Origin of the sequence: Bacteroides thetaiotaomicron VPI-5482 (genome assembly GCF_000011065.1) — a bacterium.
Classification (GTDB): Bacteria; Bacteroidota; Bacteroidia; order Bacteroidales; family Bacteroidaceae; genus Bacteroides; species Bacteroides thetaiotaomicron.
Genome location: NC_004663.1, coordinates 637882 through 658109, shown reverse-complemented (window position 1 = coordinate 658109; position 20228 = coordinate 637882). Strand labels below are relative to the sequence as shown.

Below are 20228 nucleotides of genomic sequence, written 5' to 3'. Positions count from 1 at the left end.
CCAATTATCTGAAACCTGTCGGGATCAGGCAATGAATTGTTGCAAGGCTGAAGGAACCATAGCGGACAGCCAAGGTTTCATATCTTCAGCTACCAATAACCAATAAAGCAATAATATAATAAAAATGGCAATAGCAATACCTACTAAGACTTTTCTCTGTTTCATAATTGTTTTTCGTTTAAATATTCAATATTTATAAGAACAGATCAGGCAGAAAATTGTTCTATATCAGAAAAATGAAGAGGAAAAAGAAAAAAAGTAAGATTTTGTTTGTTGTTTCAAACAAAGTGTCTATATTTGTCCCCGATAAATAACAAAAGACAATGAGAACAATGTTAGTAAATACATATTGGTGGTGGCGCCCGTTACAACTCCGACAGTCGTAAGGGAGCAGTGCTCGTATGTATATACCTCATTAAAGATATAACAAATTTGAAAGAGCCCTGTCGCAACCTGCGACAGGGCTCTTTTTATTTGCCCGTTTTTGAAAATCGAATAAATAATAATAAATAAAAATAGGATTATGAAAAGTTTTTTAGTTGATCAGGATGGTTACTACGGAGAGTTCGGCGGCGCTTATGTTCCGGAAATTCTCCACAAATGTGTAGAGGAACTGAAGAATACGTACCTCGGAGTGCTCGAAAGCGAAGATTTCAAAAAGGAGTTTGACCAGTTGCTGCGTGACTACGTAGGCCGCCCTTCCCCACTCTATCTCGCCCGCAGACTTTCAGAAAAGTATGGTTGCAAAATGTATCTGAAACGGGAAGACCTGAACCATACAGGTGCCCACAAAATCAATAATACTATCGGACAGATTTTGCTGGCACGCCGCATGGGAAAGAAACGTATTATCGCTGAAACCGGAGCCGGACAACACGGCGTTGCAACGGCTACCGTATGTGCTTTGATGGATATGGAATGTATTGTCTATATGGGTAAAACGGACGTTGAGCGCCAGCACATCAATGTCGAAAAAATGAAGATGCTGGGAGCTACCGTAATCCCAGTCACTTCCGGTAACATGACACTGAAAGATGCGACCAACGAAGCAATCCGCGACTGGTGCTGTCATCCTGCCGACACTTATTATATCATCGGCTCAACAGTAGGTCCCCATCCTTATCCCGACATGGTGGCACGCCTGCAATCCGTAATCAGCGAAGAAATCAAAAAACAACTTATGGAGAAAGAAGGACGTGATCACCCTGATTATCTGATAGCCTGTGTAGGTGGAGGAAGCAATGCCGCCGGAACGATTTATCATTATATCAATGACGGACGGGTAGGCATCATTCTGGCAGAAGCAGGAGGAAAAGGAATAGAAACCGGAATGACCGCCGCCACTATACAGCTTGGGAAAATGGGCATTATCCATGGAGCCCGTACTTACGTTATCCAGAACGAAGACGGACAGATTGAAGAACCCTACTCTATCTCCGCCGGACTGGACTATCCGGGAATCGGACCGATACACGCCAATCTTGCCGCTCAAAGACGGGCTACCGTATTGGCTGTCAATGATGACGAAGCAATAGAAGCCGCTTATGAACTGACCAAACTTGAAGGAATCATTCCCGCACTGGAATCTGCCCACGCACTGGGTGCGCTGAAAAAATTGAAGTTCAAACCGGAAGATGTGGTTGTACTGACCGTATCGGGACGTGGCGACAAAGACATTGAAACTTATTTGTCTTTCAATGAAAAGTGATTATCAACATCTAGTTTTGTAGTTTGAATTTAGAAATTATAAAAATGAAAACATTCAGTTATACAGCCCATAGCAAACAGGTACTCGGAGATATGCACACTCCTGTCAGTATCTATCTGAAAGTACGTGATATGTACCCACAATCTGCATTGATGGAGAGTTCCGATTATCATGCAGGAGAAAATTCCCTCTCGTTCATCGCTCTTTGTCCGCTGGCAAGTATCGGTGTCAATAGCGGAATAGTCACTGCTAGTTATCCTGACAAAAGTCGGAAGGAAGAGCCGCTCACCCAATCATTCACGGTAGAAAAAGCGATGAATCAATTCATCAGTCAGTTTCAAGTGACCGGAGAAAACAAGAATGTGTGCGGACTTTACGGATACACCACATTCAACGCAGTGAAATACTTCGAACATATCCCGGTGAAAGAAAGTCATGATGAGCAGAATGATGCTCCGGACTTGCTATACATATTATATAAGTATATCATCGTTTTCAATCATTTCAAGAATGAATTGACATTGGTAGAAATGCTGGGCGAAGGTGAAGAAAGCGGTTTGCCGGAACTGGAGGCCGCTATCGAAAACAGAAATTATGCTTCTTATAATTTCTCGGTGACAGGTCCTGTCAGCAGCCCGATCTCCGATGAGGAGCATAAAGCGAACGTTCGCAAGGGTATTGCCCATTGTATGCGTGGTGATGTTTTTCAGATTGTCCTTTCCAGAAGATTCATCCAGCCTTATGCCGGAGATGATTTCAAAGTCTATCGTGCTCTTCGCAGCATCAACCCTTCTCCTTATCTTTTCTATTTCGATTTCGGAGGATACCGCATTTTCGGTTCTTCTCCGGAGACTCACTGTAAAATTGAAGACGGACGTGCCTACATCGACCCGATTGCCGGAACAACCCGCCGTACCGGAGATACGGTAAAAGACCGCGAATTGGCGGAAGCACTGCTTGCCGATCCGAAAGAGAACGCGGAGCATGTGATGCTGGTTGATCTGGCAAGAAATGATCTTTCACGTAATTGCCATGATGTACGGGTATTGTTTTATAAGGAACCACAGTATTACAGTCATGTGATTCATCTGGTCAGCCGCGTGAGCGGTCAGCTGAATGAAGGGGCGGATAAGATTAAAACTTTCATCGATACTTTCCCTGCGGGAACGTTGAGCGGAGCACCGAAAGTACGCGCCATGCAGCTGATCAGTGAAATCGAACCTCATAACCGCGGTGCTTATGGCGGCTGTATCGGCTTTATCGGACTTAACGGAGAACTGAACCAGGCAATCACCATCCGTACTTTTGTCAGCCGTAATAACGAGTTATGGTTCCAGGCCGGAGGCGGTATCGTTGCACGCAGTCAGGATGAATACGAGTTGCAAGAGGTAAACAATAAATTAGGAGCTCTTAAAAAGGCTATCGATTTAGCTGTTAATTTAAAAAACTAACTGTTCAGAGCGATCTGCCTGATAAGTCAGAAACAGTATTTGAACAACAATTTTACAATAACAATAAAATGAAAATATTACTTTTAGATAACTATGATTCTTTCACCTACAATTTGCTGCATGCAGTGAAAGAACTGGGAGCTACAGACGTCGAAGTAGTCCGCAACGACCAGATAAACCTTGATGAAGTGGAACGATTTGATAAGATCATACTTTCACCGGGGCCGGGAATACCCGAAGAAGCAGGCTTGCTATTGCCCATTATCAAACGATATGCACCGACAAAGAGTATTTTAGGCGTTTGTCTGGGACATCAGGCCATCGGCGAGGCTTTTGGTGCACGACTGGAAAACCTGAAAGAAGTATATCACGGTGTACAGACACCGATCAGCATCCTGCAGAAAGACGTACTTTTTGAAGGGCTGGGCAAAGAGATACCTGTCGGACGTTATCATTCCTGGGTAGTCAGCCGGGAAGGTTTTCCCGAGTGCCTGGAGATAACTGCTGAAAGTCAGGAAGGACAAATCATGGCATTACGTCACAAAACCTATGATGTACATGGCATCCAGTTCCATCCCGAATCCGTACTGACTCCGCAAGGAAAAGAAATCATCAAAAACTTCTTAAACGAATAAACTTATGAAACAGATTCTATATAAACTTTTCGAACACCAATATTTGGGACGCGATGAAGCACGTACTATCCTGCAAAACATCGCACAAGGGAAATATAATGACGTACAGGTAGCATCACTGATTACTGTCTTTCTGATGCGTAATATTTCTGTCGAAGAATTATGCGGATTCCGTGATGCATTATTGGAAATGCGGGTTCCGGTTGATTTGAGCGAGTTTGCTCCGATCGATATTGTCGGTACGGGAGGAGATGGAAAAAATACGTTCAACATTTCTACGGCGGCCTGCTTTACAGTAGCCGGAGCAGGTATTCCGGTAGTAAAACATGGCAATTATGGAGCTACTTCAGTCAGCGGTGCCAGCAATGTGATGGAGCAACATGGGGTTAAATTCACAAGTGATGTTGATCAGATGCGGCGCAGCATGGAACAATGTAATATTGCTTATCTGCACGCTCCTTTGTTCAATCCGGCACTGAAGGCAGTTGCCCCGATCCGTAAAGGATTGGCGGTACGTACATTCTTTAATATGCTCGGTCCGTTGGTCAATCCGGTGTTGCCGACTTATCAGCTTTTAGGCGTGTATAATCTTCCACTTTTGCGCCTTTATACCTATACTTATCAGGAGAGTAAGACTAAATTTGCCGTTGTACATAGCCTGGACGGATATGATGAGATTTCTCTGACGAACGAGTTTAAGGTAGCTACCTGTGGCAATGAGAAGATTTATACTCCGGAAGGTCTCGGATTTGCACGTTATCAGGATACTGATCTGGATGGTGGACAGACACCGGAAGATGCTGCTAAAATCTTTGATAACATCATGAACAATACAGCTACGGAAGCACAGAAAAACGTGGTTGTTATCAATGCAGCTTTCGCTATTCAAGTAGTTCGTCCGGAAAAAACGATTGAAGAGTGCATCGCCCTCGCTAAAGAATCACTAGAAAGTGGCCGGGCATTGGCTACACTGAAGAAATTCATTGAATTGAATAATAAGTAATAGGTAATAAGTTATAAATGATAAGTGGTAAAGGATGAATATGCGATATCCTTTGCCTTGATTCTAAATTTAAGATTAATGAAAGATATATTATCCGAAATTATAGCTAACAAACGGTTTGAAGTCGATTTGCAAAAGCAGGCTATTTCCATCGAACAGTTGCAGGAAGGTATCAATGAAGTTCCGGCTTCCCGTTCTATGAAACGGGCATTGGCTTCTTCCGATTCCGGTATTATAGCCGAATTTAAGCGTCGCTCGCCATCCAAAGGGTGGATCAAACAGGAGGCACGTCCCGAAGAAATTGTTCCGTCATACCTTGCGGCAGGTGCTTCCGCCCTCTCTATTCTCACTGATGAGAAGTTTTTTGGAGGAAGTCTGAAAGATATTCGTACAGCACGTCCTTTGGTCGATGTGCCCATTATAAGAAAAGACTTTATCATTGATGAGTATCAGTTATATCAGGCAAAAATTGTCGGTGCGGATGCCGTACTTCTTATCGCCGCCGCACTGAAACAGGAAAAATGTCAGGAACTGGCAGAGCAGGCGCATGAACTGGGACTGGAAGTATTACTTGAAATCCATAGTGCGGAAGAGTTACCTTATATTAATAGCAAAATTGATATGATTGGGATTAATAATCGCAATCTGGGTACTTTCTTCACAGATGTAGAAAACTCTTTCCGACTGGCAGGACAACTTCCACAAGATGCGGTATTAGTATCAGAGAGTGGCATTTCCGATCCGGAAGTGGTAAAACGTCTTCGGACCGCCGGATTCCGGGGATTCCTCATCGGAGAGACATTTATGAAAACTCCGCAACCGGGAGAAACTCTGCAGAACTTTCTGAAAGCCATCCAATAAATATATGAACTTCCAAAAACGGACAGCCCTATGATCAACGGAAAAATCATCAAAGTATGCGGTATGCGTGAAGCCCAAAATATACGGGATGTGGAGTCACTACAAAGAGTGGATATGATGGGATTTATCTTCTATCCCAAATCTCCCCGTTATATCTACGAACTTCCCGCTTACCTACCTGTTCATGCCCGCCGTGTCGGAGTTTTTGTAAATGAAGACAAAGATGTAATCACGATGTACGCCGACCGTTTTGGACTGGAATATATCCAGCTCCACGGCAAAGAATCACCGGAATACTGTCAGTCATTGCGCACCTCCGGCCTGAAAATCATCAAAGCTTTTTCTGTAGCTCGTCCGAAAGATTTGAATCACGTAAGCGAGTATGAAAAAACTTGCAATCTTTTCCTGTTTGATACGAAATGTGAGCAGTATGGTGGCTCAGGAAACCAATTCGACTGGAACATTCTGCATACCTACAACGGACAAGTTCCATTCTTATTGAGTGGCGGCATCAACTCACACAGTGCCAATGCATTGAAAGCATTCGACCATCCCCGTCTGGCAGGCTACGACCTGAACAGTCGTTTCGAACTGAAGCCCGGGGAAAAAGATCCGGAACGAATCCGGATATTTCTAAATGAACTAAAGTCATAAAATTAAATTCTCAAAATCATGAACAGAATTAATCAACTCTTTAATAGCAACAAGAAAGACATCCTTTCTATTTATTTTTGTGCAGGTAATCCTACCCTTGATGGAACAGTCAATGTCATCCGTACTCTCGAAAAACATGGCGTCAGCATGATTGAAGTCGGTATTCCATTCAGTGACCCTATGGCAGACGGCATCGTTATCCAGAATGCCGCCACTCAGGCATTACGCAACGGAATGTCATTGAAAATCCTTTTCGAACAATTACGAAACATTCGCCAGGAAGTAAGTATTCCATTGGTATTTATGGGATACTTAAACCCTATTATGCAGTTCGGATTTGAAAACTTCTGCCGCAAATGCGTGGAATGCGGAATAGACGGCGTTATCATCCCCGACTTGCCTTTCAGAGATTATCAGGATCACTACCGTATCATTGCCGAACGTTATGGAATCAAAGTAATCATGCTCATCACCCCGGAGACCAGCGAAGAGCGGGTACGTGAGATCGATGCACATACAGACGGATTCATCTATATGGTTTCATCCGCAGCAACTACAGGCGCACAACAAGACTTTAATGAACAGAAACGTGCCTATTTCAAAAAGATCGAAGATATGAATCTGCGCAACCCGCTAATGGTTGGTTTCGGTATCTCCAACAAAGCTACTTTTCAAGCAGCTTGCGAACATGCTTCCGGAGCTATCATCGGTAGCCGCTTTGTCACTCTGCTTGAAGAAGAAAAAGATCCGGAAAAAGCCATTCTAAAACTGAAAGATGCGCTTAAATAGACATAAGAAATAGTCAGACAAATGGTAGCTAAAATAGCCGGGCAGTATCGTTTTGCTTTGCATAACCATTCTTTCCAAACAATTTTAGCTACTTGACTATTTTTACAACTCACTTGATTTTTTCTTTTAATCCATCGTATAATTACGCATAAATATTCAGATTTATAACATTTCACTGCAAACTACGAACAAATTCATCATTTACTATTCATAATTCGCAATTAATCTATATCTTTGTCAGCGTTTTAACAGAAATTCATCAATTATGAGAGTAGAGACCCCTTCCGTTTTGTTAATTTACACGGGTGGAACTATCGGAATGATAGAAAATCCGGAGACAGGTGCCTTAGAAAACTTTAATTTCGACCATTTGCTCAAGCACGTTCCTGAGCTGAAAAGATTCAACTATCGCATTTCCTCCTATCAATTCGATCCTCCTCTCGACTCCTCGGATATGGAACCAGCTTACTGGGCAAAACTTGTAAAGATCATCAACTATAATTACGACTATTTCGATGGCTTTGTAATTTTGCATGGAACGGATACAATGGCCTATACGGCTTCTGCCCTAAGTTTTATGCTCGAAAATCTGAGTAAGCCTGTTATTCTGACCGGTTCTCAATTGCCAATCGGAACGCTGCGTACGGACGGAAAAGAAAATCTGATCACTGCAATCGAGATTGCTGCTGCCAAGAATCCGGACGGTACAGCTATTGTCCCCGAAGTATGTATTTTCTTTGAAAATCACTTGATGCGGGGTAATCGTACCACAAAAATCAATGCTGAGAACTTTAATGCCTTCCGGTCTTTCAATTACCCGCCATTGGCACGCGTAGGCATCCATATTAAATACGAGCCCAACCTTATTCGCAAACCGGACCCGGACAAACCACTAAAGCCACACTATCTGTTTGATACGAATGTGGTAATATTAACTCTTTTCCCCGGCATCCAGGAGGAGATCATTCATTCACTACTCCATGTCCCCGGATTGAAAGCGGTCGTCATGAAAACATTCGGATCAGGAAATGCACCGCAAAAAGAATGGTTCATCCGGGAATTAAAAGAGGCTACTGATCGTGGAATTATCATTGTTAACATCACACAATGTGCTTCCGGAGCAGTAGAAATGGGACGTTACGAGACCGGAATGCATCTACTCGAAGCAGGTGTTATCAGTGGATATGACAGTACTCCCGAATGTGCTGTAACTAAACTGATGTTTTTGCTGGGACACGGACTATCTAATAAAGACATCCGATACAAAATGAACTCTTGTTTAATAGGGGAAATTACCAAACCCTAAAAAAAAATCTCTATAGTAATCTCCTGATTTTCATTCTATAATATTTCTGCAAAAGAAAAAATCAGGAGGTTTTTCTTTCGTTTTTCATATAAAGCGAACCAAAACGGAATTATCGTTGCTTTTTACACAAGAAATATCAATAAATACATCTTTAATCCAAAATATACAACTATCTTTGCAGCAAACAAAAAAACAATCAAACAATAGACATTATGATGAAAAAAACAATTCTGCTTACATCTATTATTGCGATAGCAATAGTAAGCATGTTATCCAGTTGCGTAGATTCCGAGAAGGATCTATATGATCCGTCTTATCAGACAGCCAATCCAATGGGAGACGGTTTTGCTGCACCGGATGGATTTGACTGGAATATGACTACAACTAGTATTCTAAACATAGAAATTGATGATGAACTTTACAACCAAATAGAAATATTGGACGCAAATCCATTTTCAACGTCTGATTACCATATACTTGCCAAAGGAGTTGCCAAGAAAGGTCAAGCTTTTTCACAAGAAATAAATTATACAGAAGGAACTAATTACCTATATATTCGTAAGACAGACTCTAGAAGCAGAGTGTCTATTAGTACATGGGATGTATCTAAAAATAAAGAATTTGTAGGTTCAAGGACTACAAGAGTTGCAAAAGCGACCATCGGAAGCTATAATATTCCAGAAAAATATCCCGAAGAAACTTATGATACCACAGGAGCTATTGAACTTACAGGTAATACTAATTGGAATCAATCAAATCATCATTTGGAAGCAGGCAAAAGCTATATCATAAAAAACAAATTTAATGGTGAAATCAACCATACCAGTGGATATTTGAATGGCGGAAGATTTACCATATTTGTAGAAGGTGAATGGACACCCTCGCAAAACCAAATACAAAGTGCAGATATTATTATTTTGAAGGGTGGAAAAATCAACACCGATTCATTCACGAGTTTTCTTATTGCTGACAACTCAATATTAACGATTCAATCAGGCGGAAGTCTTATTGGCAATAACATCAATCTTGCTGCCATAGGAGTATTACTGAAAAATTTTGGAACAATTAGTGTCAATAGTATGAAGGACTTGAATACGACGTCTATTTTATACAATGCTCCTAAAGCCACAATTAATGTTACAGGAAAATCTGTTGCTTCTTGGGAACAGTCCGTATTTACCAAAGGAGCTATTTATAACTTTGGAGAATTGACTATTCAAGAAGGTGCATTAAAGTTTAATTCTCAAGATGCAACATGCTATTTTTATAATGGAACTGAAGCAACAATTAATACTCCAACTTTCATTATAGGTGGGATTGGTGTAAATGATGGAACTGTTAATGCTCAAAAAATAAGTAATGATAATGGCGGTAACCCTACTTTTACTAATAATTGCAGTCTTTATGCCCAAAATTCTTTCGAATTCGGAGGAACAAGCGGAACTATCATAATGAATAAAGGTATATTGGCTGGTGGCGTAGAAAATGGTACTTTTATAGCTATTCCATCTTTTAAATGCGGTAATAGCGGAAGCACTTTTGAACTGAATAATGGTTCTATGATAAAAGCAGAGATAATGGATATTCCTAATGTCACTTTTAAAGCTGCCGGAACTCGTTCATTAATAAAATCCACAAAAAGCATATCTACTGGTTGGACAACTAAGTTCAATGGTAATTTGGATATTGAATGCCCGGAAGGGGAATTCGCCAAAGGGGTACCTGCCAATAACCCTAATTACATTATGGAAAATTCAGTAGAATTATATATCCCGAATGGTTCCAAAACAATCATTACTTCATGTGGTGAACTTTCAGAAATACCTGACCCTACCCCTGACCCGGAAGATCCTGAATTCCCTATTGAAGTGGAAGACAACAAAGATTATACTTACCTCTTCGAAGACCAATGGCCACTATATGGAGATTATGATATGAATGATATCGTTCTGACCATTCAGAAAAGGAAAATATATACTAATAAAGAGAATAAAGTAACAAAATTCGAGTTAAGTATTGACTTATCCGCAGCCGGAGCAACCAAAAGCATCGGAGCAGCTATTATGCTGGACAATGTACCCGCCAATGCCATTACACAGTCAGTTGAATTCAGTGACAATACTCTTGCCAAGAATTTCAATCTAAATAATAACAATATCGAAAGTGGTCAGGATTATGCTGTGATTCCTCTGTTTGATGATGCTCATAAAGTATTGGGAAGAGATCGGTATGAGCAGATTAATACTGTCTCAGACTATGCAGGCAATACCAAACCTAAGAATATCAGTTTCTCCATTACCTTCAATAATCCGACAATATCAGCAGATGCTTTTAATGTCAACAATTTGAATGTCTTTATCATCGTAGACGGCAACAGAAACCCACGTAAGGAAATACATGTTGCAGGCTATCAACCAACCAAACTCGCAAACACCGATCTGTTTGGCGGAAACAACGATAACAGTCATCATGGCAGCAAAAAATATTATATCAGTAAAGAGAATCTGGCATGGGGTATCATGGTTCCTTCCAATTTCAAATGGCCTTTAGAGTATGTAAATATCAAAACTGCTTATTCACAATTCAGCGACTGGGTAACGAGCGGTGGTACAGAAAATGAAAAATGGTGGAATGATTTTGATGTAAACAAGGTATTCCAAACAAATAAAAACTAATCTCCCTTATCAACACGGATTTCATAAAAAAAATGAAATCCGTGTTTTTTTCCTCACTAAATGTATCAGATATATTCTATTAATAAATAAAAATAATAATCTCCATGAATTTTACTTCTGCTAATTGGAAATTTATTCTAAAATTATATATATATTTGCACGAAGTGAAACAAAGACAAGAGATTCAATTTAATCTATATAAATCAAGTAGCAAAGCAAGCGATAGAAAGGTTCTATTTGTATGAAAAAAAAGATACTATTAGTTGACGATAAAGCGACTATTGGAAAAGTTGCAAGTATATATCTAGGTAAGGATTACGATGTTATGTATTTGGAAAATCCTATTAAAGCAATAGATTGGCTTAATGAAGGTAATGTACCCGATCTCATTATTTCCGATATCCGTATGCCGCTAATGAGAGGAGATGAATTCCTCAGATACATGAAAGCCAATGAGTTATTCAAGTCAATTCCCATCGTTATGCTGTCCAGCGAAGAAAGTACCACGGAAAGGATCAAATTACTGGAAGAAGGAGCAGAAGACTATATTCTGAAGCCATTCAATCCTTTGGAACTAAAAATCCGAATCAAAAAGATTATCGACTAATACAGCCTTTAAATGCAATATTTTGTTTACATAGGCAGACACAACAAAACAATAGAACTGTTTTCGAAATTAAGTACCGGAGTATTCTATGCAGCACCAAACTGCTATAAGGCAACTAAAGTGCTAGACAAGATACGAGAAAAATACGATGCAGCTTTATTTATTGAGCAGGTAGAACTATCAAAAGATATCGCCGATATTCGCTCTATACGAAAAATGTATCCAGGGCTTTATATGGTACTAGTTATAGATTCCATTACTAAGGAAGAAGCTACAGAATACTTGAAGGCAGGAGTTAATAACACGATTAAGTATGAAACCAACAGTGAAGTACTGAAAGATCTGTCAACTTTTCTCATACGTAGAAAAGAACAAAAAATAGAAGCGCTGCAACTCAAAACACAGAATTTAAATGCCTTTCGCTTGCCTTCGTGGAAAAGAATCTTCGATATATTCTTTTCCGGAATAGCATTACTTTTCCTTTCTCCTCTTTTAATAGCAACTTCTATAGCCATTCGCCTGGAGAGCAAAGGGCCGATTATCTATAAATCCAAACGTGTAGGAAGCAATTATCAGATATTTGATTTTCTCAAATTCCGTTCGATGTATACCGACGCTGATAAACATCTGAAGGATTTCAATGCCCTCAACCAATACCAACAGGAAGAACAAGAGGAAGAAGATATATGGGGAGAAGAATCCAATGTCTCTGAAGAAGCAGACGAAGAAGAAATTCTCCTGATATCCGACGATTTTGTAATTTCGGAAGAAGACTATATTCACAAGAAATCAAAAGAGAAAAGTAATGCTTTCGTAAAACTGGAGAATGACCCCAGAATCACAAAGATAGGACGTTTTATCCGTAAATACAGCATTGATGAATTACCACAGCTTATCAATATCCTCAAAGGAGATATGTCTATAGTAGGCAATCGTCCCCTCCCACTCTATGAGGCAGAGTTACTGACCAGCGATGAACATATCGACCGTTTTATGGGACCAGCCGGACTTACCGGACTGTGGCAGGTTGAAAAAAGAGGTGAAGCGGGTAAACTCTCCGCAGAAGAACGCAAGCAACTGGATATCCAATATGCAAAAAACTTCTCTTTCGGACTGGACATAAAAATCATTCTGAAAACAGTTACTGCATTCGTTCAAAAAGAGAACGTATAACTCTTTCACTGCAGAATGGACAACTTTATCTACATAGCAGACGATTTCTTCTTTTTGTGTATAGGGCTTTTGCTCCTATACCTTTTCATATTGGCTGTTGCCTCACATTTCAAACATTCCAATTATCCCAAAGCCAGAAAACAATATCAGTGTGCCATATTAGTTCCTTACGGAAGCCTCCTTCCTTCAATATACCAACAGGAAGCATATGAATTCATCACATATAAAGATCTGCTGGAAGCAATTGATTCATTAGATAAAGAACGATACGAATTAGTCATCCTTCTTTCTGATAAAGCCAGTGCTTTATCACCCCATTTTCTGGAAAAGATTTATAATGCCTACGATGCCGGAATACAGGCAATGCAGTTACACACGATCATTAATAATCGTAAGGGAGTACGGAAACGTTTCCATGCTCTATCCGAAGAAATCAATAACAGTCTTTTCAGATCGGGGAATACTCAGATCGGCTTTTCTTCAAGTCTTTTCGGAACCAATATGGCTTTCGACTTAGAATGGCTACAGAAGAATCAAAGAACTGCCAAAACAAATCTCGAACGGAAGTTATTCAAACAGAATATATATATTGAATATCTGCCGGATGTGATTGTACATTGTGACTCAGCCCCTGTTTATCCCTATCGCAGGCGCATACGGAAGACCCTCTCTTATCTATTGCCGTCTTTATTAGAAGGCAACTGGAATTTCTGCAACCGTATAGCCCAGCAGCTGATACCTTCTCCGATGAAATTATGTACCTTCGTCAGTATCTGGACTTTATTGATAACAGGATACCACTGGACCTCGTCACTCAAATGGTGGATATTGCTTTTAGGATTGGCAATCACATACAGTCTGGCAATACCGAATTATTTAGTAGAAGATAAAAAGAAACAAAAATATTCAATATGGAGAAAAGGACACTGAAACAGCGAATCAAACAGAATCCGGCTTTGAAACAAGCCGTACATCGTTTTATTATGCATCCCGTAAAGACACGTCCCAACTGGTGGATACGCCTTTTCTATTTTGTATATCTGAAACGTGGAAAAGGTTCCGTAATTTATCGCAGTGTCCGCAAAGACCTTCCTCCTTTTAATCAGTTCTCGCTAGGGCGCTATTCGGTAGTAGAAGACTTTTCCTGCCTTAATAATGCGGTAGGAGATTTAATCATTGGAGATTATACCCGCATCGGATTAGGAAATACCATTATCGGTCCGGTTCGTATAGGGAATCATGTGAATCTTGCACAGAATATAACAGTCACAGGACTTAATCATAACTATCAAGATGCGGAGAAATCAATCGACGAACAAGGAGTAAGTACACAGCCTGTCACTATTGAGGATGATGTATGGGTAGGTGCAAACTCCGTCATACTGCCGGGAGTAACTTTAGGGAAACATTGTGTAGTGGCTGCCGGAAGCGTTGTCAGCCGTTCCATCCCGGCATACTCTATTTGTGCCGGTTGCCCTGCCAAAGTGATCAAATCATATGATTTCGCAACGAAAGAGTGGAAAAAAGTAAAATGATATCCACCACTAATCATTAATAGTGAGAACAGCTACGCAATATACCTTATAAAGGGGATTGTGACAGATACAGAAACGCACTATCTTTGCAGTATCAGAATTGAATTAATTAGTCATAATTTTATTACGTAGCCACATTTAAGTAAAAATGAAATAGAGTCCCGCCGAAGCGATTTCGTCGGGATTTTGTTTTATACCAATCCCGGCCATTAGCAATCCCGGTATTTATATACCTTTCAGCTCCCCTGCGTCTATAAACAAAAAACGAGTCAATTCCTAGAAGGGAACCACTCGCCGCAGCATCAGAAAAGCCAGGAAGGCTTTTCTTTTATTACCTCAATTCCTGAAAACTAATCTTCTTTTTACCTTTTAAACTTCTTACCTATTGTTATCCTTTTTACCTTTTACCAAAAATGTCCTATTGAATACTAAAAAATTTAAAACCTTAATTATTTAAATCTAATACCTTAATAATCTTTTCTTTTACCTTTTAAACTAATAGCAATTTCTCAATTGCACTGCAAAGGTACAAAAAGATTCCGTGTTCGCAAACGGTTTCAGATTTTATAACATTCTTTGAAGGTTATAAATCTTTCACATCATTGAGCGTAACAAGCTTATTTACAATCGCATAAATAGTCAGACCAGCCGCACTGTGTATCTGCAGCTTCTTGCTGATATTCCTTCGGTGAGTAATGACAGTATGGATAGACAAGAAAAGATTCTCTGCAATCTCTTTATTCGTCATACCTTTCACCACACAGACCACTATCTCTTTCTCCCGTTGGCTAAGCGTTTCCTGATTGTCAAGCTCCTCCTCTTCCGAAGCTAGATTTAGCAGACCATGAATCTTTTTAGAAAGAATATCCAGATCATCAAAGATAGAAATCGACTCATCATATTTAGTCAGCAAAGAGGCATCTACAAAAGAGGTAACCAAAGCAATCAAACGTATTTTCTTACCGGCAGTTTCTTCCCGGAACTTATTTACATCAAAGTAGTCACCAAAAGTAGGATTTACAATCAGCATTTCCGGATATTGCGTACGCAGGCAATCACTCAGAGCCTCCACTGAAAGTAATTCTATAGGTTGCACCTTCACATTAGGAAGACGCTTCAATGCAGCGGTCAGCCCACCCCGGATAATCACTGAGGTTTCGGCGATCGCAATTCGAATGGCTTCGTTATTTTTCATTTTCCCTAATCCTCCTTTCCAGCTTCAGAATGGCAGGAACAAAAATATAGTCTTCAACCTTGCAGTGAGATTCCAAGCCGGCCTCACAGGCGTATATATCGAAAAGAGCCGCATTCAACAGATTCTCATTGGCTTTGGCAGGACAATATTTAATGATGATATTTTTCAGTTCTGTCAGCTTCTCTCCCACCTGGTCGTGATGTTTGGAGAATGTGCTAATCTGATAATTCCGGGGAGCATTGCCATTTATCAGCGCATCCACATACTTGAATACCGTTTTCTCCTCATAATCCATATGCTTACGTACCTCTCGTGTATATTCATCAAAGAACTTGAGAATCAGAAAGGCTACATCATCCTGCGAACAGTCAATCGCTTCAATCAGTTTACGACGAATGGCAGGAAGGGAAAAGTCCAGGAAGTAAATATGGGCTTGCCGCAGATAATCGATTAGTGCTGGTATAGAAATATCCTCACTGCTTCCATCCATCCGTGAGAAACCTTCAGACATAAAGTTGACTACAATCAGAAAAGTCCTGCAATCTACTCCATTAAGCTCGCAAACTTCTTTCACTGTTTTGTCGCCAAATCCCAACGAAAGGCCGAAACGGCTCATCACTTGTAACAAGGAATAGTTATCACTGATGAGATCAATCATCTTATCAGTTGGTTTGTATTTTTGCAAATTATCCATTTACACCTATTTATATTAGAGACTGCAAAGAAACGGAATATTTCGAGGATATGCAATCACCACAAATAGGTATTTTCGCTACTCACAGTTTCCCCAATACTAATTACTTGTTACTAATTTATAACAGGAGGCTAGGCTGGCTATTCTTTTTTTAGTAATTTTGTCGCTATCAATTTGTAATCAGTAATTCATAATTAAATAATATGGCAAACGAACTCGAACTGAAATACGGCTGCAACCCAAATCAAAAGCCTGCCCGTATCTTCATGAAAGAAGGCGAACTACCCATTGAGGTATTAAACGGACGTCCCGGTTACATCAATCTGCTGGATGCATTCAACAGTTGGCAGTTAGTTAAAGAACTAAAAGAAGCTACCGGACTTCCGGCTGCCGCATCATTCAAACACGTCAGCCCGGCAGGTGCTGCTGTGGCTGTAGAAATGAGTGACACTCTGAAGAAAATCTATTTTGTGGATGATGTAAAACTGTCTCCACTGGCAACAGCCTATGCACGCGCACGTGGTGCCGACCGTATGTCTTCTTACGGAGACTTCATCGCATTGTCCGATACTTGTGATGAAGAGACTGCACGCATTATCAACCGTGAAGTATCCGATGGTGTGATTGCACCGGATTACACTCCCGAAGCTCTGGAAATCCTGAAAAATAAAAGAAAAGGAACTTACAATGTGATCAAGATAGATCCGGCTTACCGCCCGGCTCCTATTGAACACAAAGATGTTTTCGGAGTGACTTTTGAGCAAGGCAGAAACGAACTGAAAATAGACGAAAGTCTTTTGAAGGAAATGCCCACACAAAACAAGGAAATTCCAGCTGAAGCCAAACGTGACCTAATCATTTCTTTAATCACCTTAAAATATACACAATCCAATTCCGTATGTTATGCAAAAGACGGACAAGCGATTGGTATCGGTGCAGGACAACAGTCACGCATTCACTGCACGCGCCTTGCAGGAAATAAAGCAGATATCTGGTATCTCCGCCAACATCCGAAAGTGATGAATCTGCCTTGGATTGAAAAAATCCGCCGTGCAGATCGTGATAATACTATCGACGTTTATATTTCAGAAGATCATGATGACGTATTGGCAGACGGCGTTTGGCAACAGTTTTTTACAGAAAAGCCGGAAGTCCTGACCCGCGAAGAGAAACGTGCATGGCTGGATACAATGACTGGCGTAGCTTTAGGCTCTGACGCATTCTTCCCCTTCGGAGACAATATCGAACGTGCACACAAAAGCGGTGTAAGCTATATCGCACAACCGGGAGGTTCTGTACGAGATGATCATGTTATCGGTACATGCGACAAGTACAATATGGCAATGGCATTCACAGGCATTCGCTTGTTCCATCATTAATCGTTTTCTGCTATATTTTAAGATTTATATCAGGTTTGTTGGCTTTAACCTATTTATAGATCCGAAACGTTATGCTATCCCCATTTATAATGAGAATAAAGCAATTATTCCACTATAAATGGGGATTTCCTATTTCTCCGAGACCCTCTATCTTTGCACCATCACATTAAAATAGAATCAAAGATGAATAAAATTGGAGTATTTTATGGTTCCACTACCGGAACAACAGAAGACCTTGCCCGTCGGATTGCAGAGAAACTAGATGTTCCTTCCGCACATATTTATGATGTATCCAAACTCACTGAAGCTTTGGTCGGTGAATATGATGTACTGGTACTGGGCAGTTCCACATGGGGAGCCGGTGAATTGCAGGATGACTGGTACGACGGTATTAAAGTTTTAAAGAAATGCGATCTGTCTCACAAATATGTAGCCTTGTTCGGTTGTGGTGATTCCGATTCTTACAGCGATACGTTCTGTGATGCTATCGGTATTCTTTATGAAGAACTGAAAGATACCCGCTGCAAATTCTGTGGAGCGGTGGACACAGCCGGTTATACATTCGATTCTTCTATCGCTGTCGTTAATGGCAAGTTCGTAGGTCTTCCACTCGACGAAGTCAATGAAGACGGTCAGACAGATGAACGTATCAGCGCATGGGTTGAACAAGTAAAACAAGAAATCAGCTAATCTTTATCTCCATATAAAATAACAGTTTACATCATGGCTACCGAAAGAATCATTCCCGGAGAAATCCGGATTTTCCTCAACCACATTTATGAGTTCAAGAAAGGCGTACGCAACATGGTACTCTATACGATGAGCAGAGAGCACGAAGAGTTTGCCATCCGCCGGCTGAAGAATCAGAAGATCAGTTATATGATACAAGAAGTAGGTACTAACAAGATTAATCTGTTTTTCGGCAAACCCGAATGTATGGAAGCCATGCGGCATATCATCATTCGCCCCTTGAATCAACTGTCTGCCGAAGAGGACTTCATCTTGGGAGCCATGCTGGGATACGACCTTTGCCAACAATGCAAACGGTATTGTAATAAAAAAGAAGGTATAAAGATAGCCGTTTAAAGAATAACTTTTGCATTGTTAGCTTTGTTTTGTATGTAGTTTATCTTGAGTAGAATCGTTTCAAAAAAAACAGGTTTTCATAAAAACATTTTCCACTGGAAACTTGTTCTAATAAGAAACGATTCTCTCAATAACAAACTAACAACAAACAGTATGCTGACACAACAACAAGAACCATCCAAAGCCTACGTACTTGCGGGCATTTTCACTCTCTCCTTACGACTGATCGTAGGCTGGACTTATTTTTCAGCTTTTTGGCGCAGACTCGTTCTCGAAAACAAACTCATTCCGGATGCCACCGGATACATTGGAGAAAAGTTCAATCATTTCCTTCCCAATTCCATTGGTATCAAACCGATTATTGAATACTTGGTCAGCACACCGGATTTACTTTGGTGGGCAATGGTAATTTTCACATTAGTAGAAGGCATCGTCGGGTTACTCTATATGCTCGGTTTCTTCACACGATTAATGAGTATCGGCGTATTCAGTCTGGCATTCGGCATTCTTTTAGGCTCCGGCTGGCTGGGCACTACCTGCCTCGACGAATGGCAAATCGGCATCTTGGGAGTGTCAGCCGGATTCACTATTTTCCTGTCCGGTGGTGGAAAATATTCTTTGGATTATCTGTTATTACCAAAACTTTCCAAGAACAAATGGCTTGTATGGCTTACTTCCGGTGAACTTCCACTATCTATCAAGCAATTCAGTAAAGTCGCAATAAGCGGTGCAGTACTGCTTTTCATACTGACCTTATATACTAACCAAGTCTTCCATAACGGTATTTGGGGACCTTTGCACAACAAATCGGTCAAACCGGAACTGAAAATATCCAATGCAAAGATTCAAGAGGATATCCTCACGTTCAAAGTATACCGGATAGAAGGAGCCGACGTGTACGGTTCCTTCCTGATCGGCATAACACTAAAAGACGAGAATGGAAAAACAATACTTCAAAAGAATGGAGAAGAGCTAGCCCGCTTCCCACTTACCCGAATAAAAAATGACTATGTAGCCAAAGTAGCTCCGGGAAAACACAGCCTCATCATTCCTTTAGGAAGTAAAGCAACTCTTACAATCAGAAGTGATGTTTTTATGGACTTGCCCAAAAGTGACTACGAACTAATTCTGACAGATATAAGTGGTATAACCTGGAAAGAGAAAATTACCGTCAATTAAATCAAGTCAGAAAAATCTAATAACAAAAGACGGACTTTGTGGAAAGAAATATATATCGTACAAACTGTTTTTGCTATTTATGGGGAGTAGATACTGACGCTATTTACAGGATATAGTTACGCTATTTGCAGGCTGTAGTTACACTATACGCACAATATACCTTATCTAACCTTACTCTTCACGCTACTAAGCCCCGTGCTGAAGCACTCTGAGAGCCGGTCCGGGAGTAGAAGAACTACTTTCAGAGAGCGAGAAACCGCTATTTGAGGCAATTCTACAATATACAACGATAGGGAAT

Annotated in this window: 20 protein-coding genes; 17 read left to right on the top strand and 3 right to left on the bottom strand. The window is 40.5% G+C overall.

Going from position 1 to position 20228, the window contains the following annotated elements; genetic code table 11:
* Positions 1-24: 24 nt before the first annotated feature.
* On the bottom strand, positions 25-165 hold the full coding sequence (locus BT_RS24315; protein ID WP_008765050.1) for a hypothetical protein: 141 nt from the start codon (positions 163-165) through the stop codon (positions 25-27).
* A gap of 358 nt (positions 166-523) precedes the next feature.
* Between BT_RS24315 and trpB the strand changes: the two genes are divergently transcribed.
* The 13 genes from trpB (at position 524) to BT_RS02565 (ending at position 14397) form a co-directional block, all read left to right on the top strand.
* Positions 524-1708, top strand: coding sequence for a tryptophan synthase subunit beta (gene trpB / locus BT_RS02625; protein WP_011107308.1), 1185 nt, complete (start codon positions 524-526; stop codon positions 1706-1708).
* A gap of 44 nt (positions 1709-1752) precedes the next feature.
* Positions 1753-3159 (top strand): anthranilate synthase component I family protein, encoded by a 1407-nt coding sequence (locus tag BT_RS02620; RefSeq protein ID WP_011107307.1) that lies wholly within the window; start codon positions 1753-1755, stop codon positions 3157-3159.
* A gap of 68 nt (positions 3160-3227) precedes the next feature.
* Positions 3228-3794 (top strand): anthranilate synthase component II, encoded by a 567-nt coding sequence (locus BT_RS02615; protein ID WP_008763094.1) that lies wholly within the window; start codon positions 3228-3230, stop codon positions 3792-3794.
* Positions 3795-3798: 4 nt separating this feature from the next.
* Positions 3799-4797, top strand: coding sequence for an anthranilate phosphoribosyltransferase (trpD, locus tag BT_RS02610; RefSeq protein WP_008763093.1), 999 nt, complete (start codon positions 3799-3801; stop codon positions 4795-4797).
* 78 nt (positions 4798-4875) lie between these two features.
* A complete protein-coding gene (trpC, locus tag BT_RS02605) occupies positions 4876-5658 on the top strand; it encodes an indole-3-glycerol phosphate synthase TrpC (RefSeq protein WP_008765048.1) in 783 nt (260 codons plus the stop codon).
* 30 nt (positions 5659-5688) lie between these two features.
* Positions 5689-6312, top strand: a complete 624-nt coding sequence (locus BT_RS02600; RefSeq protein WP_008765047.1) for a phosphoribosylanthranilate isomerase — start codon at positions 5689-5691, stop codon at positions 6310-6312.
* A gap of 18 nt (positions 6313-6330) precedes the next feature.
* Positions 6331-7101 carry a tryptophan synthase subunit alpha gene (trpA, locus tag BT_RS02595; protein ID WP_008765046.1) on the top strand — a complete coding sequence of 257 codons (771 nt, stop codon included), beginning with the start codon at positions 6331-6333 and terminating at the stop codon, positions 7099-7101.
* Positions 7102-7366: 265 nt separating this feature from the next.
* Positions 7367-8407 (top strand): asparaginase, encoded by a 1041-nt coding sequence (locus tag BT_RS02590; protein ID WP_008765045.1) that lies wholly within the window; start codon positions 7367-7369, stop codon positions 8405-8407.
* A gap of 212 nt (positions 8408-8619) precedes the next feature.
* Positions 8620-11082 carry an LruC domain-containing protein gene (locus BT_RS02585; protein WP_011107306.1) on the top strand — a complete coding sequence of 821 codons (2463 nt, stop codon included), beginning with the start codon at positions 8620-8622 and terminating at the stop codon, positions 11080-11082.
* 241 nt (positions 11083-11323) lie between these two features.
* The gene (locus tag BT_RS02580; protein WP_008763087.1) at positions 11324-11689 is read left to right on the top strand and encodes a response regulator; all 366 of its coding nucleotides are present in this window, start codon (positions 11324-11326) and stop codon (positions 11687-11689) included.
* 12 nt (positions 11690-11701) lie between these two features.
* Positions 11702-12862: a sugar transferase gene (locus BT_RS02575; protein ID WP_008765042.1), complete on the top strand. Its 1161-nt coding sequence runs from the start codon at positions 11702-11704 to the stop codon at positions 12860-12862.
* Positions 12863-12877: 15 nt separating this feature from the next.
* On the top strand, positions 12878-13792 hold the full coding sequence (locus BT_RS02570; protein WP_008765041.1) for a glycosyltransferase family 2 protein: 915 nt from the start codon (positions 12878-12880) through the stop codon (positions 13790-13792).
* Positions 13774-14397, top strand: a complete 624-nt coding sequence (locus BT_RS02565; RefSeq protein WP_008765040.1) for an acyltransferase — start codon at positions 13774-13776, stop codon at positions 14395-14397. Before BT_RS02570 ends, BT_RS02565 begins: the two co-directional genes overlap by 19 nt.
* Before the next feature lie 583 nt (positions 14398-14980).
* Here the strand turns inward: BT_RS02565 and BT_RS02560 are convergent.
* Positions 14981-15592: a response regulator transcription factor gene (locus BT_RS02560; RefSeq protein WP_008765039.1), complete on the bottom strand. Its 612-nt coding sequence runs from the start codon at positions 15590-15592 to the stop codon at positions 14981-14983.
* Positions 15582-16286: a hemerythrin domain-containing protein gene (locus BT_RS02555; RefSeq protein WP_008763082.1), complete on the bottom strand. Its 705-nt coding sequence runs from the start codon at positions 16284-16286 to the stop codon at positions 15582-15584. Before BT_RS02555 ends, BT_RS02560 begins: the two co-directional genes overlap by 11 nt.
* Positions 16287-16489: 203 nt before the next feature.
* Between BT_RS02555 and BT_RS02550 the strand changes: the two genes are divergently transcribed.
* The 4 genes from BT_RS02550 (at position 16490) to BT_RS02535 (ending at position 19930) form a co-directional block, all read left to right on the top strand.
* Positions 16490-17665 carry a phosphoribosylaminoimidazolecarboxamide formyltransferase gene (locus BT_RS02550; protein ID WP_008765038.1) on the top strand — a complete coding sequence of 392 codons (1176 nt, stop codon included), beginning with the start codon at positions 16490-16492 and terminating at the stop codon, positions 17663-17665.
* Between the two features lie 183 nt (positions 17666-17848).
* Complete coding sequence (fldA, locus tag BT_RS02545) at positions 17849-18355, top strand: flavodoxin FldA (protein ID WP_008765037.1); 507 nt, start codon at positions 17849-17851, stop codon at positions 18353-18355.
* Between the two features lie 33 nt (positions 18356-18388).
* Positions 18389-18751 (top strand): DUF2023 family protein, encoded by a 363-nt coding sequence (locus BT_RS02540; RefSeq protein WP_008763079.1) that lies wholly within the window; start codon positions 18389-18391, stop codon positions 18749-18751.
* Between the two features lie 153 nt (positions 18752-18904).
* Positions 18905-19930: a TQO small subunit DoxD gene (locus BT_RS02535; protein WP_008765036.1), complete on the top strand. Its 1026-nt coding sequence runs from the start codon at positions 18905-18907 to the stop codon at positions 19928-19930.
* The last annotated feature ends 298 nt before the right edge of the window (positions 19931-20228 follow it).

What these genes read in the sequence shown, in the direction of transcription:
- BT_RS24315 (WP_008765050.1), bottom strand. Translation starts at nt 165, where the DNA reads ATGAAACAGAGAAAAGTCTTAGTAGGTATTGCTATTGCCATTTTTATT.
- trpB (WP_011107308.1), top strand. Translation starts at nt 524, where the DNA reads ATGAAAAGTTTTTTAGTTGATCAGGATGGTTACTACGGAGAGTTCGGC.
- BT_RS02620 (WP_011107307.1), top strand. Translation starts at nt 1,753, where the DNA reads ATGAAAACATTCAGTTATACAGCCCATAGCAAACAGGTACTCGGAGAT.
- BT_RS02615 (WP_008763094.1), top strand. Translation starts at nt 3,228, where the DNA reads ATGAAAATATTACTTTTAGATAACTATGATTCTTTCACCTACAATTTG.
- trpD (WP_008763093.1), top strand. Translation starts at nt 3,799, where the DNA reads ATGAAACAGATTCTATATAAACTTTTCGAACACCAATATTTGGGACGC.
- trpC (WP_008765048.1), top strand. Translation starts at nt 4,876, where the DNA reads ATGAAAGATATATTATCCGAAATTATAGCTAACAAACGGTTTGAAGTC.
- BT_RS02600 (WP_008765047.1), top strand. Translation starts at nt 5,689, where the DNA reads ATGATCAACGGAAAAATCATCAAAGTATGCGGTATGCGTGAAGCCCAA.
- trpA (WP_008765046.1), top strand. Translation starts at nt 6,331, where the DNA reads ATGAACAGAATTAATCAACTCTTTAATAGCAACAAGAAAGACATCCTT.
- BT_RS02590 (WP_008765045.1), top strand. Translation starts at nt 7,367, where the DNA reads ATGAGAGTAGAGACCCCTTCCGTTTTGTTAATTTACACGGGTGGAACT.
- BT_RS02585 (WP_011107306.1), top strand. Translation starts at nt 8,620, where the DNA reads ATGATGAAAAAAACAATTCTGCTTACATCTATTATTGCGATAGCAATA.
- BT_RS02580 (WP_008763087.1), top strand. Translation starts at nt 11,324, where the DNA reads ATGAAAAAAAAGATACTATTAGTTGACGATAAAGCGACTATTGGAAAA.
- BT_RS02575 (WP_008765042.1), top strand. Translation starts at nt 11,702, where the DNA reads ATGCAATATTTTGTTTACATAGGCAGACACAACAAAACAATAGAACTG.
- BT_RS02570 (WP_008765041.1), top strand. Translation starts at nt 12,878, where the DNA reads ATGGACAACTTTATCTACATAGCAGACGATTTCTTCTTTTTGTGTATA.
- BT_RS02565 (WP_008765040.1), top strand. Translation starts at nt 13,774, where the DNA reads ATGGAGAAAAGGACACTGAAACAGCGAATCAAACAGAATCCGGCTTTG.
- BT_RS02560 (WP_008765039.1), bottom strand. Translation starts at nt 15,592, where the DNA reads ATGAAAAATAACGAAGCCATTCGAATTGCGATCGCCGAAACCTCAGTG.
- BT_RS02555 (WP_008763082.1), bottom strand. Translation starts at nt 16,286, where the DNA reads ATGGATAATTTGCAAAAATACAAACCAACTGATAAGATGATTGATCTC.
- BT_RS02550 (WP_008765038.1), top strand. Translation starts at nt 16,490, where the DNA reads ATGGCAAACGAACTCGAACTGAAATACGGCTGCAACCCAAATCAAAAG.
- fldA (WP_008765037.1), top strand. Translation starts at nt 17,849, where the DNA reads ATGAATAAAATTGGAGTATTTTATGGTTCCACTACCGGAACAACAGAA.
- BT_RS02540 (WP_008763079.1), top strand. Translation starts at nt 18,389, where the DNA reads ATGGCTACCGAAAGAATCATTCCCGGAGAAATCCGGATTTTCCTCAAC.
- BT_RS02535 (WP_008765036.1), top strand. Translation starts at nt 18,905, where the DNA reads ATGCTGACACAACAACAAGAACCATCCAAAGCCTACGTACTTGCGGGC.